The 13,752-nt window shown below is 71.0% G+C and carries 13 protein-coding genes; 6 read left to right on the top strand and 7 right to left on the bottom strand.

The genetic code is table 11. From position 1 onward, the window contains the following. Positions 1-2 precede the first annotated feature (2 nt). Together ATL45_RS01285 and ATL45_RS01290 are read right to left on the bottom strand one after the other, a co-directional pair. Positions 3-1,175, bottom strand: a complete 1,173-nt coding sequence (locus ATL45_RS01285; protein WP_093158647.1) for an acyl-CoA dehydrogenase family protein — start codon at positions 1,173-1,175, stop codon at positions 3-5. Between the two features lie 211 nt (positions 1,176-1,386). After that, positions 1,387-2,421 (bottom strand): acyl-CoA dehydrogenase family protein, encoded by a 1,035-nt coding sequence (locus tag ATL45_RS01290; RefSeq protein WP_093158650.1) that lies wholly within the window; start codon positions 2,419-2,421, stop codon positions 1,387-1,389. A gap of 460 nt (positions 2,422-2,881) precedes the next feature. Here ATL45_RS01290 and ATL45_RS01295 point away from each other — a divergent pair, with 460 nt between their 5' ends. Next, the gene (locus tag ATL45_RS01295; RefSeq protein WP_218150546.1) at positions 2,882-3,565 is read left to right on the top strand and encodes a class I SAM-dependent methyltransferase; all 684 of its coding nucleotides are present in this window, start codon (positions 2,882-2,884) and stop codon (positions 3,563-3,565) included. Positions 3,566-3,811: 246 nt separating this feature from the next. Here the strand turns inward: ATL45_RS01295 and ATL45_RS01300 are convergent, their stop codons facing one another. The 3 genes from ATL45_RS01300 to ATL45_RS01310 are packed head-to-tail and all read right to left on the bottom strand — an operon-like array spanning position 3,812 to position 6,847. Further along, entirely contained in the window at positions 3,812-4,879 is a 1,068-nt protein-coding gene (locus ATL45_RS01300; RefSeq protein ID WP_246025107.1) for a prenyltransferase/squalene oxidase repeat-containing protein, read from the bottom strand. Then, positions 4,866-5,588, bottom strand: a complete 723-nt coding sequence (locus tag ATL45_RS01305) for a class I SAM-dependent methyltransferase (protein ID WP_235863866.1) — start codon at positions 5,586-5,588, stop codon at positions 4,866-4,868. Before ATL45_RS01305 ends, ATL45_RS01300 begins: the two co-directional genes overlap by 14 nt. Positions 5,589-5,590: 2 nt before the next feature. Further along, positions 5,591-6,847 carry a glycosyltransferase family 4 protein gene (locus ATL45_RS01310; protein WP_093158655.1) on the bottom strand — a complete coding sequence of 419 codons (1,257 nt, stop codon included), beginning with the start codon at positions 6,845-6,847 and terminating at the stop codon, positions 5,591-5,593. Positions 6,848-7,008: 161 nt separating this feature from the next. On the opposite strand from ATL45_RS01310, the gene kstR reads away from it, so the two are divergent. Then, positions 7,009-7,617, top strand: coding sequence for a cholesterol catabolism transcriptional regulator KstR (kstR, locus tag ATL45_RS01315; protein ID WP_093158657.1), 609 nt, complete (start codon positions 7,009-7,011; stop codon positions 7,615-7,617). Positions 7,618-7,698: 81 nt separating this feature from the next. Here kstR and ATL45_RS01320 read toward each other — a convergent pair whose 3' ends face one another. Next, on the bottom strand, positions 7,699-8,736 hold the full coding sequence (locus tag ATL45_RS01320; RefSeq protein ID WP_093158660.1) for an MBL fold metallo-hydrolase: 1,038 nt from the start codon (positions 8,734-8,736) through the stop codon (positions 7,699-7,701). Positions 8,737-8,969: 233 nt separating this feature from the next. Continuing rightward, positions 8,970-9,887, bottom strand: coding sequence for an SDR family oxidoreductase (locus ATL45_RS01325; RefSeq protein WP_246025108.1), 918 nt, complete (start codon positions 9,885-9,887; stop codon positions 8,970-8,972). A 117-nt stretch (positions 9,888-10,004) separates the two neighbouring features. On the opposite strand from ATL45_RS01325, the gene ATL45_RS01330 reads away from it, so the two are divergent. The 4 genes from ATL45_RS01330 (at position 10,005) to ATL45_RS01345 (ending at position 13,614) form a co-directional block, all read left to right on the top strand. Further along, complete coding sequence (locus tag ATL45_RS01330) at positions 10,005-10,763, top strand: enoyl-CoA hydratase family protein (protein WP_093158665.1); 759 nt, start codon at positions 10,005-10,007, stop codon at positions 10,761-10,763. Then, the gene (locus ATL45_RS01335; protein ID WP_093158667.1) at positions 10,763-11,632 is read left to right on the top strand and encodes a CoA transferase subunit A; all 870 of its coding nucleotides are present in this window, start codon (positions 10,763-10,765) and stop codon (positions 11,630-11,632) included. The genes ATL45_RS01330 and ATL45_RS01335 overlap by 1 nt, the downstream gene beginning before the upstream one ends. A 183-nt stretch (positions 11,633-11,815) precedes the next feature. After that, positions 11,816-12,556 carry a CoA-transferase subunit beta gene (locus ATL45_RS01340; protein ID WP_093158670.1) on the top strand — a complete coding sequence of 247 codons (741 nt, stop codon included), beginning with the start codon at positions 11,816-11,818 and terminating at the stop codon, positions 12,554-12,556. A gap of 11 nt (positions 12,557-12,567) precedes the next feature. Next, positions 12,568-13,614 carry an NAD(P)H-dependent flavin oxidoreductase gene (locus tag ATL45_RS01345; protein ID WP_211841402.1) on the top strand — a complete coding sequence of 349 codons (1,047 nt, stop codon included), beginning with the start codon at positions 12,568-12,570 and terminating at the stop codon, positions 13,612-13,614. The last annotated feature ends 138 nt before the right edge of the window (positions 13,615-13,752 follow it).

Here is a 13,752-nt window from a genome sequence, read left to right on the forward strand (position 1 = left end):
GCTCAGCGGGGCACTCGGGGCAGGTCGAGTCCGGCGGTGGCGATCAGTTCGCGCTGCACCTCGTTGACCCCGCCACCGAAGGTCAGCACCAGGTTCCGCTTGTTGTGCACGTCCAGCCAGGACAGCAGTTCCGCGGTGTCCGGATCGGACGGATCGCCGTGCCGCCCCACCACCTCGGCCAGCAGCCGCCCCAGCTCCTGGATGCGCTCGGAGGAGAACACCTTGGTCGCCGAGGCGTCGGCGATGGCGACCGGACCGTGCGCGGCGGCCGCGGCGACCTGCCAGTTCAGCAGCTCGTTGACCCGCTCGTCGGCCCGCGCACGGGCCAGCGCCCGGCGCACGTCGGGCTGGTCGAGCAGCGGGGTGCCGTCCGGTGCGGTCCGGGAACCGGCCCAGGCGCGCACCCGCTCGCGCAGGCCTGCCAGCCGTCCGGCCGGGCCGAGCATGACGCGCTCGTGGTTGAGCTGCGTGGTGATCAGCCGCCAGCCGCGGTCCAGCTCACCCACCAGCATCGACTCCGGCACCCGCACGTCCTGGTAGTAGCTGGCGTTGACGTGGTGGGCGCCGTCGCAGGTGATGATCGGCGTCCACGAGTAGCCGGGATCGGTCGTGTCGACGATCAGGATCGAGATGCCCTTGTGCTTGGGCGCGTCCGGGTTCGTGCGGCAGGCCAGCCAGATGTAGTCCGCGTCGTGCGCGCCGGTGGTGAAGATCTTCTGGCCGTTGACCACGAACTCCCCGCCGTCCCGCACGGCGCTGGTGCGCAACGAGGCCAGATCGGTGCCGGCGTCCGGTTCGCTGTAGCCGATCGCGAAGTGGATCTCCCCGGCCAGGATCTTCGGCAGGAAGAACGCCTTCTGCTCCGGCGTGCCGTAGGCCTGCAGCGTCGGACCCACCGTCTGCAGCGTCACCGACGGCAGCTGCACGTCCGCGCGGGCGGCCTCGTTGGCGAAGATGAGCTGCTCGACGTCGCCGAACCCGCGCCCGCCGTACTCCACCGGCCAGCCCACGCCCATCCAGCCGTCCCGGCCCATCCGGCGCACCACGTCGCGGTGCGCCTGGCAGTGCCGGTCGACGGCCAGCTGCGCGCGCTCCTCCGGCGTGACGAGCCCGCTGAAGTACTCCCGCAGCTCGGCTTCGAGCGCGCGCTGCTCGGCGGTGAGTTCGATGAACATCGGCACCTCGTTTCAGAGCCCGTCTTCCGCAGTGGCTCTTGCTCTTTTGCTCTGATGCGCCGCCAGGCGCGTAGCCCACCCTCGGCGCTCGCACGGCCGCGGGTTCTCAGCGTTCGCCCGGCGAGGACCCGTTCGTCGTGTCACGGAGCCAGGCAAGCGATGAGGTTCCGCTACCCGCGCCGCCACGCAGAACGTGTTCATATCCGGGCTTTCAGGCTCGCGCCGCGAGCGCGTCCAGGCGGTGGTGCGCACCGCCGGCGAGCCGGGCCAGGTCGGCGATCAGCGACGAGTAGCGGTGCAGCGGGTAGGTGATGTCGAGTCCGAGACCGCCGTGCAGGTGGTGGCAGGTGCGCAGCAGCGCCGGGGCCTCTTCGGCCAGCCACCAGGCGGCGATGTCGAGGTCTTCGGCGGCGTCGAGCCCGGAGCTCAGCCGCCAGCACGCGGAGAGCGTGGCGAGGTGCAGGGTGCGGGCGGCGATGTAGGCGTCGGCGATCTGCTGGGCCACCGCTTGGAACGCGGCCAGCGGCTTGCCGAACTGGTGCCGGGTCCGCAGGTGCTCGGCGGTGAGGGCCAGCGCGCCTGCGACCGCACCGTCACCGACCGCGCAGATGCCGGCCAGCGCGCAGGCGTGCAGATCGGCCAGCGCGGCGGCGTCGCCGAGGTGTTCGGCAGGAGCTCCGTCGAACCGGATCGTCCACTCGAATCCCGCCGAGTTCCGGTTCCGGTGCAGCTCGACGCCCGGCCCCTGCGGATCGACCAGCACCACGGCCGGTCCGTCCGGGGTCGTCGCCGAGACCAGCAGCCGTTGAGCCCGATCGGCGTGCAGCACTGCGGTCTTCGTGCCGGACGCCTTCCCGCCGTCCACCTTCGTCCGAGGCCGGTCGGGCAGCGGCGACGACGGCTCGTTGATGGCCGCGGTCAACTGCCGGCCGCCGAGCAAAGCCTCCTGCTGCTGCGGCGAGCCGTGCCTGACGACCGGGAGAACGCCGAAGGCCAGCGCGCTCAACGCGGGCACATCGGCGGCTGCGCGACCGACCTCGGTGAGCACGATCGCTGTCTCCAGCACGCCGAGCCCGGCACCGCCGAAGCGCTCCGGAACCGCCAGCGTCAGCAGCCCGGCGTCGTCCAGCGCCTTCCAGGCCGCTTCGCCGGAACTCGTTCCATCACCGCTGCCGGATTCGCGGCGCAGCACCTCAGCGGCCAGATCACGGACGTCCTGCTGAGTTTCCTCGAACGCGAAGTCCATACAGCCCGCCCATCTAGCTCCAAAACTGAAACTTGTTCTAGTGATACCTCCCGCCGCCCCCAGACGCAAGCCCCACCTGCCACCTGGCAAGGCGTCGACTCCGCGCGAATCGAGGCCTCCCCCAGGGTGGACGAGGCGTCTGGCGGTGGGCGGAAAGGGCGATTTCTCGCGAAATCGTCAGCGTCGGCGCTCGGGGGCGGCGATTTCGCACGAAATCGCAATCGCCCCCGAGCGCCGATGACGAGGCCAGGATCACCGCCCGGCCGGATGCTCCGGGGCGAAGGTGACCGGGTCTCGACGCCGCGACGCAAGAGCCCGGAATCCGCGTGACGGAGCCTGCTCGGACGCCAGGAGGCGCGGCGGCGGCCGGGGTGCGATTTGTAGAACAGCTTCTACCGGAACTGACCTGTTCAGCAGGTAGTCTCGGAACGCACGGACACGCCATTGCGAAGGAGCACCAGTGACGCAGGGATCGGCCACCGAACGCCCGCACCACCCACCGATCCCGGCCGAGCTGCGCGAGCTCGCCGAGCAGGCCACCGGGTTCATGCCCGCCGACGAGGGCCAGGCGCTCTACGAGACGGCGCTGGAGCAGCTTGGCACCGGGCTGGCGGTGGAGATCGGCACCTACTGCGGCAAGTCCGCCGTCTACCTCGGCGCGGCGGCGCGCAGCACCGGCGGCCGGATCGTCACCGTCGACCACCACCGCGGTTCCGAGGAGCACCAGCCCGGCTGGGAGTACCACGACCCGGGCCTGGTCGATCCGCTGGTGGGCAAGCTGGACACGCTGGGCGAGTTCCGCCGCACCATCGCCAGGGCCGGGCTGGAGGACGAGGTCACCGCGATCGTCGGCCGCTCCGGCGACGTCGCGGGCTTCTGGCGCACCCCGCTGGCGCTGCTGTTCATCGACGGCGGGCACACCGACGCGGCGGCCGCCACCGACTACGAGGGCTGGGCGCACTGGGTCGCCCCGGGCGGTGTCCTGGTGATCCACGACGTCTTCCCGAACCCCGAGGACGGCGGCCAGGCCCCGTACCGCATCTACTGCCGCGCCCTGGAAACCGGCTCGTTCGAGGAGATCCGCGTCGTCGGCTCCCTCCGCGTCCTCCAGCGCACCGCCGGAGAACCCGGCTCCCTACCCTGACCTGCACGGACCCAACCGCCAGGCCAGAACCTCCGCAATTTCAATGGAAATCGGGTCACTGATTTCCATTGAACTTGCGCCCGCCGTCGGCGTGTCGGGTGCACGACACACCGACGGCAGGTCGCGATCCACGCGATTTCAATGGAAATCGGACGTCTGATTTCCATTGAAATCGCGGAACGCGAGTGGCTGGAGGCCACGAGCGCCAGCCGGGCGCGAGCGCCCGAAGGGGCGCATCGCAGCAGGTCAGGCGCCGGTGACCTGCTCGCAGCAGGTGGCGTTCTCGACCGGAAGACCGGTCGGCAGCTTCTCGCCGCGGAAGATGCCGTTGCCCGGCGTGGTGCGGGACAGCGCATCGGCAGCCAGGATCACCGCACCCGCCGTCCAGGTCGACTGCTCCACCGGCCAGCGCTTGTTGTCGGTGAAGACCAGGCCCGTCCAGTACGAACCGTCCGGATCGCGCAGGTGCTGCATGGCCGCCAGCAGCTCGCGGGCCCGGTCGTACTCGTCGACCGCTTCCAGGCTCAGCACCAGTTCGCAGGTCTCCGCTCCGGTGACCCACGGGTGGTCGTCGACGCAGCGCACGCCGAGGCCGTCGACCACGAAGTCCGACCAGCGCTCGAACAGCCGCTGGCGCCCGGCCTCGCCGCGCAGCGCTCCGCCGAGCACCGGGTAGTACCAGTCCATCGAGTAGCGGGTCTTCGGCGTGAAGGCCTCCGGGTGGTGCCGGATGACGTGGCCGAGCCGGCCCAGCGCCACCTCCCAGCCCGGCTGCGGCTGGTCCAGGTGCTCGGCCAGCGCCAGCGCGCAACGCAGGCTGTGGTGGATGCTGGAGCAGCCGGACAGCAGCGCCTCACCGGTCGGCGTCCCGGACTCGCCGATCGCCCAGTCGATCTCGCCGCGCTCGCGCTGCGCGGTCAGCACGAAGTCGATCGCGGCGCGCACCACCGGCCACATCCGCTCGGCGAACCCGTCATCACCGCTGATCAGCAGGTGGTGCCAGACGCCGACGGCCGGGTAGGCGCAGAAGTTGGTGTCCGCACCGGCGTCCTCGACGCGGCCGTCGCGCACCTGCAGCGGCCACGACCCGTCCGCGCGCTGCGTGGCGCGCAACCACTCGTAGGCGCGCTCGGCTTCGGTCAGCAGGCCGGTCGCCGACAGCGCCATCGCCGATTCGACGTGGTCCCACGGGTCCACGTGCCCACCGGTGAACCACGGGATCGCACCCGAGGCCAGCTGCGTCGCCGCGATCGCCCGTCCGGTCTGGACGGCCTGGTCCGCGGCGAGCACGCCGGGGACCTCAGGCGGCAGCACTGGCCGCTCCCGGCTTGCCCAGGTAGACCGCGATGCTCTTGCCCATGACCGGGTCCAGCAGCCGCTCCGCGGTGCGGGTCAGCCACGGGCCCTTCATCAGATCCCACACCAGCATCCGGTGGTAGAGCTTGGGCAGCGGGTGGTCGTCGTTGTCGGTGCCCACCGCGCACTTGAGCCACCAGTACGGCGAGTGCAGCGCGTGCGCGTAGTGGTGGAAGGCCGGGCGCAGGCCCGCGGCGCGGAGCTTGCCGATCAGCTCGTCGGCGCTGTAGATGCGCACGTGCCCGCCCTCGACCTGGTGGTACTCGTCGGACAGCGCCCAGCAGATCTTCTCCGGCCAGGCCCGCGGCACGGTGACCACCACGCGGCCGCCGGGCTTGACCACGCGCACCAGCTCGCGCATGGCCTTCTCGTCCTCGGGGATGTGCTCCATGATCTCCGAGGCGATCACGACGTCGAAGTGCTCGTCCGGGAACGGCAGGTCGAGCGCGTCGCCCGAGACGGTCTGCGCGTTGGCACCGTCGGGCACCTGGTTCTCGGCCTTCATGGCGCCGAACATCGCCGCCACGTTCTCCAGCTCCTCGACGTCCTGGTCGAAGGCGATCACGTCCGCCCCGCGGCGGTAGAGCTCGAAGGCGTGCCGCCCCGCGCCGCAACCCAGGTCCAGCACCCGCTGGCCCGCCTGCACGCCGAGCCTGTCGAAGTCCACCGTCAGCAAAGCGTTGCTCCCTTCCCTGCGCGCGGCGTGCGCGCGATCGCTTCCGCGTAGCAGTCGACCGTCGCCGCTGCCACCGACTTCCAGTCGTACTTCGCCAGCACCCGCGCCCGGCCGGCCGCGCCGAGCCGCTGCCTGCGCTCCGGCGAGTCGAGCAGCCCGGCCAGCGCGGTGGCCAGCGCTTCGGCATCGCCCGGCGGCACCAGGTCGGCGCACTCGCCGTCGGGCCCGGCGACCTCGGGGATGGCCCCGGCGCGGCTGGCCACCAGCGGCGTCGCGCAGGCCATCATCTCCACCGTGGGCAGCGAGAAGCCCTCGTACAGCGAAGGCACGCAAGCGACCTCGGCAGACCCCAGCAGCTCGGCGAGCTCCGCGTCGCTGATCCCGCTCACGGTGCGGACGACGTCGCCGATGGCCAGCTCCTCGATCAGCTGCTCGGTCGGACCGCCGGGCACGGGCTTGGCGACCAGGACCAGCTCCACCGAGCGCTCGGTGCGCAGCTTGGCGACCGCCTCCAGCAGCGTGCCGATGCCCTTCATCGGGGTGTCCGCGCTGGCCATCGCCACGATGCGGCCGGGAACGCGCGGCGCCACCGGCGGCCGGAAGACCTCCGAGTCCACGCCCAGCGGCACCACCCGAAGCTGGTGCGGGGCGACGCGGAAGTCGCGCTGGATGTCGGTGGCCGAGGACTCCGAAACGGTCAGCAGGTGCGGGATCCGCCGCGCCACCCGGCCCTGCATCCGGGTGAAGCCGTACCAGCGGCGCAGCCCGATGCGGCGCCAGCCGGTGGTCCCGGCCAGGTCCACGCGGCGGTCGTGGGTGATCGGGTGGTGCACCGTCGCCACCAGCGGGATGCCTGCGGCCTTGAGGTCCAGCAGCCCGTAGCCGAGGCACTGGTTGTCGTGCACCACGTCGAACTCGTGGGAGCGGGCGCGCAGCAGCCGGGCCGCGCGCAGGCTGAAGGTCAGCGGTTCGGGGAAGCCCGCGGTCCACATGGTGCCGACCTCCAGCAGGTCGACGAGGTCGCGCAGCTCGCGCCAGTTCGGGGTGCGGAACGGATCAGCGTCGTTGTAGAGGTCGAGGCTGTCCACCGCGGTCAGGTCCACGCCGGGATCCAGCTCGGGGTACGGCTGCCCGGAGAACACCTCGACGTGGTGCCCGAGTTCGACCAGCCCCCGGCTGAGGTGCCGGACGTAAACGCCCTGCCCGCCGCAGTGCGGCTTGCTCCGGTAGGACAGCAACGCGATCCGCACGGCTCACCTCACACAGCCCGCGCCGGGCGGACTGGGTAGACTGGAACATGTTCTGATCGAACCACGTCGATCACCTTAACCCGTCAGGGTGGTGGGGCGACGAGCCGCGTGGCGACGAACACGCGGTTTTCGGCAACAGTCTTCGAGGGGGCCCACGCCGCATGGAAAGCACCTCGCGAAACGTCCTGCAGGCACTGCGGGACGACGAGTCCGGTTCCACGGCCCAGCACGAGCGCCGCAAGCGGATCATCGACGCCACCATCGCGCTGGCCACCAAGGGCGGCTACGACGCGGTGCAGATGCGGACGGTGGCGGAGAAGGCCGACGTGGCGCTCGGCACGCTCTACCGGTACTTCCCGTCCAAGGTGCACCTGCTGGTCACCGGCCTGGCCAGGGAGTTCGAGCGGGCGCAGGACAAGCTGGACCGGACCAAGATCCCGGGCACCACGCCCTACGAGCGGGTCATGTTCGTGCTCAACCGCACCACCCGTTCGCTGCAGCGCAACCCGCAGCTGACCGAGGCGATGACGCGCGCGTTCATGTTCGCCGACACCTCGGCGGCGGCGGAGGTGGACACGGTGGCCGCGCTGGTCGAGCGGTTCTTCACCAACGCCATGACCGAGGGCGATCCGACCGAAGAGGAGAAGGCGATCGCCCGGGTGATCGGTGACGTGTGGCTGTCCAACCTGGTCGCCTGGGTCACCCGTCGCGCCTCGGCCTCCGACGTCTCCAACCGCCTCGAACTCACCGTCCGCCTGCTCCTCGCCTGAGCCGCAGCGCGGTGAAGGGGACCTTTAAGCAAGCAACTTGCTGAAGGGGGCCCTTCACCGCGATGTCGACCGAGGGGTGGCTCAGCCGGCGAGGGTGTACTCGCGGATGCCGTCGTCATCCGCGGTGGCCGTGAGGACGCCTCGGGTGACGAGGACGTCGAGGTGGGCGTTGGTCTCGCCGACCGCCAGGACCTGGTTGAACAGGTCCATGTCCAGCAGTGCGCGGTTGCGGCGGGTCCAGCCCAGCTTCAGGGCTGCTTCGTAGGCCGTGCCCGCGCCGTCGCGGATCGCGCCCGCCGTCTGCTCCAGGCGTTCTTCGTGGTGCTGGAGGAGTTCGGCGATCCGGCCGTGCGAGCTGCCGCCGACCGAACCGTGCGCGGGCAGCAGCCGCATGTCCGGGTAGGACTGCATCAGGCGCAGCGAATCCAGGTAGTCGCGCAGCGGGAGTTCGGGCCGCGCCGGTTCGACGCCGATGGACGGCGTGATGTGCGGCAGGATGTGGTCGCCCGAGAACAGCAGCGACGACGCCGAATCCAGGAACACCACGTGCCCCGCCGTGTGCCCGGGTGTGGGCACCGCCAGCAGCGTGCGGGTCTTCAGCGGAACCTCGACCTTGCCGTCCAGCCACTCGTCGGGCAGTTCGTAAGGGCTGCGGCTCTTCGGCGCCTTCCCGCCGTAGGCATCGGCGAGCTTGGTCAGCAGGTCGCCCGCGCCCCAGCGCCGCAGCCGTTCGGCCTCCATCTCCTGGTTGCCGTCCAGGATCGCCTCCAGCGAGGGCTGCTCACCGGCGCCGAGGCTGATCTGCGAGCCGAAGGTGCGGCGCAGCGTCACCGCGAGCGTGTAGTGGTCGCGGTGGACGTGGGTGACCAGGAAGCGCCGGATGTCCTCGAAGCCGTAGCCGATCTCGCCCAGCGCGGATTCGAGCTGGTCGCGTGCTTCGTCCAGCGCCCAGCCGGAATCGACGAGCACCAGCCCGTCGCCGTCCTCGATGGCGTAGACGTTGACCGCGCGCAGGCCGTCGTTGGGCAGCGGCAGCGGAATCCGGTGCACCCCCGGCGCTACCTCGAACACCCCCGGCTCGATCCAGGCGTGCCTTGCTTCCACCGCACCGTCGCTCACCGCAGACCTCCCGCTGCTCTCCGTACCTCCCGCGAGCGTAACCCGCAGCCCCGTCCTCCCGTCCCACCACTCGGAAATCCCAGTGCCAGGACGCAATTTCCATTGAAATCAGACGTCCAACTTCAATGGAACTTGCGTCTCCCGCGGTCCGCCGCGGGTCGGAACGCAACTTCAATGGAAATCGGATGTGCGATTTCAATTGAAGTTGCGGATCCACCGCCACAGCGGACGGTTCAGCTGCCGTAGACCGGCTCCGGGGTCGGCGCTTCGGCGAGGAGTTCGCGGACGGCCGGACCGAGTTCCTCCGGTCGCCAGCGGCGTCCCGCGTCGCGGGAGGGCCCGCGGCCCCAGCCCGTCGCCACCGACAGCTCGCCGCCCTGGACCTCGAACACCCGGCCCGTCACGTCACCCGACTCCTCACTGCCCAGCCAGGCCACCAGCGGTGACACGTTCTCCGGTGCCATGCCGTCGAATCCGTCGTCCGGGCGGGCCATCATGTCGGCGAAGACGTCCTCGGTCATCCGGGTGCGCGCCGACGGGGCTATGGCGTTCACCGTCACCCCGTAGCGGGCGAGCTCGGCCGCGGTGTTGATGGTGAGCGCGGCGATCCCGGCCTTGGCCGCGGCGTAGTTGGTCTGCCCGATGCTGCCGAGCAGACCGGCGCCGGAGGTCGTGTTGACGACCCGGCCCCGCACCTGCTCCCCCGCCTTCGAGCGGTCGCGCCAGTGCTGGGCGGCGTGGCGCAGAGTCGCGGCGTGGCCCTTGAGGTGGACGCGGATCACCTGGTCCCACTCGGCTTCGGAGAGGTTGACGAACATCCGGTCCCGGACCACACCGGCGTTGTTCACCAGCACGTCCAGGCGGCCGAAGCGCTCCACCGCGAAGGCCACCAGCTCGCGCGCCTGCTCCCAGTCCGACACGTCGGCGCCGTGCACCTCCGCCTGCCCGCCCAGCGCGCGGATCTCCGCCACGACCTCCTGGGCCGGCTGGTCACCACCGCCGCTGCCGTCGAGCTGGACGCCGAGGTCGTTGACCACGACGTGCGCGCCCTGCCTGGCGAACTCCAGCGCGTGCGCGCGCCCGAGCCCGCGTCCCGCACCGGTGATGATGACGACCCTGTCCGCGCAGATCACCTGCTGCCTCCCGTCCACACCAGACACCCGGACCGAGGTGTCCCGGCACCGGTGCGATTCCGGTGCTGGCGGGGCGTCCTCGGATGTTGCTACGGTAACAACCCAACCAAACAAGTGCTAGGTTTGGCAGGTGTCATGGGCACGCACATCGAACACCGACCCCGCGGGGTCGTCGTCCTGACCGTCGACCATCCCCCGGTGAACGCGCTCCCGGTGCGGGGATGGCACGAACTCGCCGAGGCGCTGAACACCGCGGGCGCCGACCCGCAGACCCGCGCCGTGGTGCTGCAGGCCGCCGGGCGCGGCTTCAACGCGGGCGTGGACATCAAGGAGATCGCCGCCGATCCCGGCCACACCAAGCTCGTCGAGGTCAACCACGGCTGCTACGCGGCGTTCAAGGCCGTCTACGAGTGCCCGGTGCCGGTGATCAGCGCGGTGCACGGGTTCTGCCTGGGCGGCGGGATCGGCCTGGTCGGCAACTCCGACGTCATCATCGCCTCCGAGGACGCCACCTTCGGCCTGCCCGAGGTGGACCGCGGTGCGCTCGGCGCCGCCACCCACCTGTCCCGGCTGGTGCCGCAGCACATGATGCGCGCCATGTTCTACACGGGCCGCCCGGTGACCGCGCAGCAGCTGCTGCACTTCGGCTCGGTGTGGCAGGTCGTGCCGCGCGAGGAGCTGACCGCCGCGGCGATCGCGCTGGCCGAGGAGATCGCCGACAAGGACCCGCTGGTGGTCCGCAAGGCCAAGGAATCGCTCAACGGCATCGACCCGGTCGACGTCAACCGCAGCTACCGGTTCGAGCAGGGCTTCACCTTCGAGCTCAACCTCTCCGGCGTCAGCGACCGGGCCAGGGACGATTTCGTCCACAACGGACCGAAGAAGGAGTCGTAGTGCAGGACAAGGTGCTCACCGCCGACGAGGTGGTCGCCGGGCTGTCCGATGGCATGACCATCGGCATCGGCGGCTGGGGCTCGCGACGCAAGCCGATGGCGCTGGTCCGCGCGATCCTGCGGTCTCCGCTGCGGGACCTCACGCTGGTCTCCTACGGCGGCCCGGACGTCGGCCTGCTCTGCGCCGCGGGCAAGCTCCGCAAGCTGGTGCACGGGTTCGTCTCGCTGGACTCCGTCCCGCTCGACCCGCACTTCCGCGCCGCCCGGCAGCGCGGTGAGCTGGAGGTCGCCGAGTACGACGAGGGCATGGTGCTCGCGGGGCTGCGCGCCGCGGCCGCCCGACTGCCGTTCCTGCCGACCCGAGCGGGCCTGGGATCGGACGTGATGGCGCTGAACCCCGGCCTGCGCACGGTGACCTCGCCGTATTCCGACGGCGAGGAGCTCGTCGCGATGCCCGCGCTGCAGCTCGACGTCGCTCTGGTGCACCTCAACCGCGCCGACCGCTACGGCAACGCCCAGTACCTCGGCCCGGACCCGTACTTCGACGACCTGATGTGCGCGGCAGCGCAGCGCAGCTACGTCAGCTGCGAGGCGATCGTGCCGACCGAGCGCCTGCTGGAGAACGGCCCGCCGCAATCCTTGCTGCTCAACCGCACGCACACCGACGGCGTCGTCGAAACCCCCAACGGCGCGCACTTCACCAGCTGCGCGCCGGACTACGGCCGCGACGAGGCGTTCCAGCGGCACTACGCGGCCAGCGCGAAACCCGAGGCGTGGGAGGCGTTCCGCGCCCAGTTCCTCGACGGCGACGAGCAGACCTACCAGAAGGCAGTCGCCGCCTTCCACGAATCAGCGGGCAGCCGTGGGTAGCGCCGGAAGTCGCCTCACCCGCGCGCAGCGCACCGGCGTCGCGCTCCGTTTCCGCTGTTCAGCCCCCGTGAGTGTTTTGTGTCGCTATAGCACCTCAAAACACTCACGGGCCACCACCAGCGGAAACGGGGCCAACGAAGACGATTTCGCGCGAAATCGCCCAGAGACCGAGGGGATCTCCGCATGATCACCAGAGCTGAAGTGTGCGCCGTCGCCTGCGCCGACACCTGGCAGGACGCCGGGGCCGCGCTCGCCTCACCGTTCGGCACGATCCCGTCGATCGGCGCCCGGCTGGCGCGGCTGACCACCGCACCGGACCTGCTGCTCACCGACGGCGAGGCGATGCTGCTGGCCGGAACCACGGCGCTGGGCGAGGAATCCAGCAGTCCGGTGGAGGGCTGGATGCCCTACGGCCGGGTCCTGGACATGCTCACCGGCGGGCGGCGGCGGGTCATGATGGGCGCCTCCCAGGTGGACCGCTACGGCAACCAGAACATCTCCCGCATCGGCCCGTGGGACCGGCCGAAGGTCCAGCTGATCGGGGTGCGCGGCGCTCCGGGCAACTCGGTCAACCACACCACGAACTACTGGGTCGCCAAGCACAGCGAGCGCGTGTTCGTGGAGTCGGTCGACCTGGTGTCCGGCATCGGGCACGACCGGGCGCGGCAGGTCGGCGCGAAGTTCCACGACGTGCGGGTGGTGGTGACCGATCTGGCGGTGCTGGACTTCACCGGCCCGGACGGCAGCATGCGGCTGCGCTCGGTGCACCCGGGCGTCGACGTCGCCGACGTGCGGTCGCGGACCGGCTTCGAGCTCGCGGTGGACGACGTCGCCGAGACCCGGCTGCCGACCGACGAGGAGCTGGCGCTGATCCGCGAGACCATCGACCCGCGGAACCTGCGCGACCAGGAGGTCCCGGCGTGATCAAGCAGGTCCTGCGCACCCCGCTGTGCGACCTCACCGGCGTCCGCCACCCCGTGGTGCAGACGGGGATGGGCTGGGTCGCCGGCCCCAGCCTGGTCTCGGCCACCGCGCGGGCGGGCGGGCTGGGCATCCTCGCCTCGGCGACGATGACGCTGCCGCAGCTGGCCGACGCGGTGCGCGAGGTCAAGGAGCGCACGGACAACCCCTTCGGCGTGAACCTGCGCGCCGATGCCTCCGACGCCGAGGAGCGCGTGGACCTGCTCATCCGCGAGCGGGTGCGCGTCGCGTCCTTCGCGCTGGCGCCGAGCCAGCGGCTGATCGGCAAGCTCAAGGACGCCGGGATCGTGGTGATCCCGTCCATCGGCGCGCGGCGGCATGCCGAGAAGGTCGCGGCCTGGGGCGCGGACGCGGTGCTGGTGCAGGGCGGCGAGGGCGGCGGGCACACCGGTGCGGTGGCCACGACGCTGCTGCTGCCGCAGGTGGTCGACGCGGTGGACATTCCGGTGATCGCCGCGGGCGGGTTCTTCGACGGGCGCGGTCTGGCCGCCGCGCTGTGCTACGGCGCGGCGGGCGTCGCGATGGGCACCCGGTTCCTGCTCACCTCCGACAGCCGCGTGCCGCGCGAGGTCCAGCAGTCCTACTTGGACGCTTCGGTGTCCGACACGGTGGTGACCTCGCGGGTCGACGGGATGCCGCACCGGATGCTGCGGACCGGGCTGACCGAGGCGGCCGAGTCGCGGAGCCTGCTGCGCAGGCTGCCCGACGCGCTGCGGCAGGCGGTGGCGTTCAAATCGATGACCGGCATGAGCTGGCGGCAGCTCGTCACCGACGGCCTGGCCATGCGCCGGAGCCAGAAGCTGCCGCTGAGCCGCGTGCTGCTGGCCGCCAACACCCCGATGCTGATCAAATCGGCGCTGGTGGACGGCCGCCCCGGCGCCGGAGTGCTCCCGGCGGGCCAGGTGGTCGGGATGATCGACGAGCTGCCCAGCTGCGAGGAGCTGATCGATCGCATCGTCACCGAAGCGGCCAGCACGCTCTCCAGCCTCGGCAAAACCTGAGCCCTGGTCGTCCTGAAATACCGGGGGCGTTAAGCCCACCCCCGGCGCTTGCACCGTCGCGGGTTCTCAGCGTTCGCCTGGCGAGGACAGCCCGTTCGCCGTGTATTGGACATACATGAGAACGCCGATCCCGCAGCC

It is taken from the genome of Saccharopolyspora antimicrobica, assembly GCF_003635025.1.
Classification (GTDB): Bacteria; Actinomycetota; Actinomycetes; order Mycobacteriales; family Pseudonocardiaceae; genus Saccharopolyspora; species Saccharopolyspora antimicrobica.

Excerpts from the sequence above, each read along its gene's own strand:
- kstR (WP_093158657.1), top strand. The coding sequence starts at position 7,009 with ATGGAAAGCACCTCGCGAAACGTCCTGCAGGCACTGCGGGACGACGAG.
- ATL45_RS01340 (WP_093158670.1), top strand. The coding sequence starts at position 11,816 with ATGATCACCAGAGCTGAAGTGTGCGCCGTCGCCTGCGCCGACACCTGG.
- ATL45_RS01290 (WP_093158650.1), bottom strand. The coding sequence starts at position 2,421 with ATGGACTTCGCGTTCGAGGAAACTCAGCAGGACGTCCGTGATCTGGCC.
- ATL45_RS01285 (WP_093158647.1), bottom strand. The coding sequence starts at position 1,175 with ATGTTCATCGAACTCACCGCCGAGCAGCGCGCGCTCGAAGCCGAGCTG.
- ATL45_RS01330 (WP_093158665.1), top strand. The coding sequence starts at position 10,005 with ATGGGCACGCACATCGAACACCGACCCCGCGGGGTCGTCGTCCTGACC.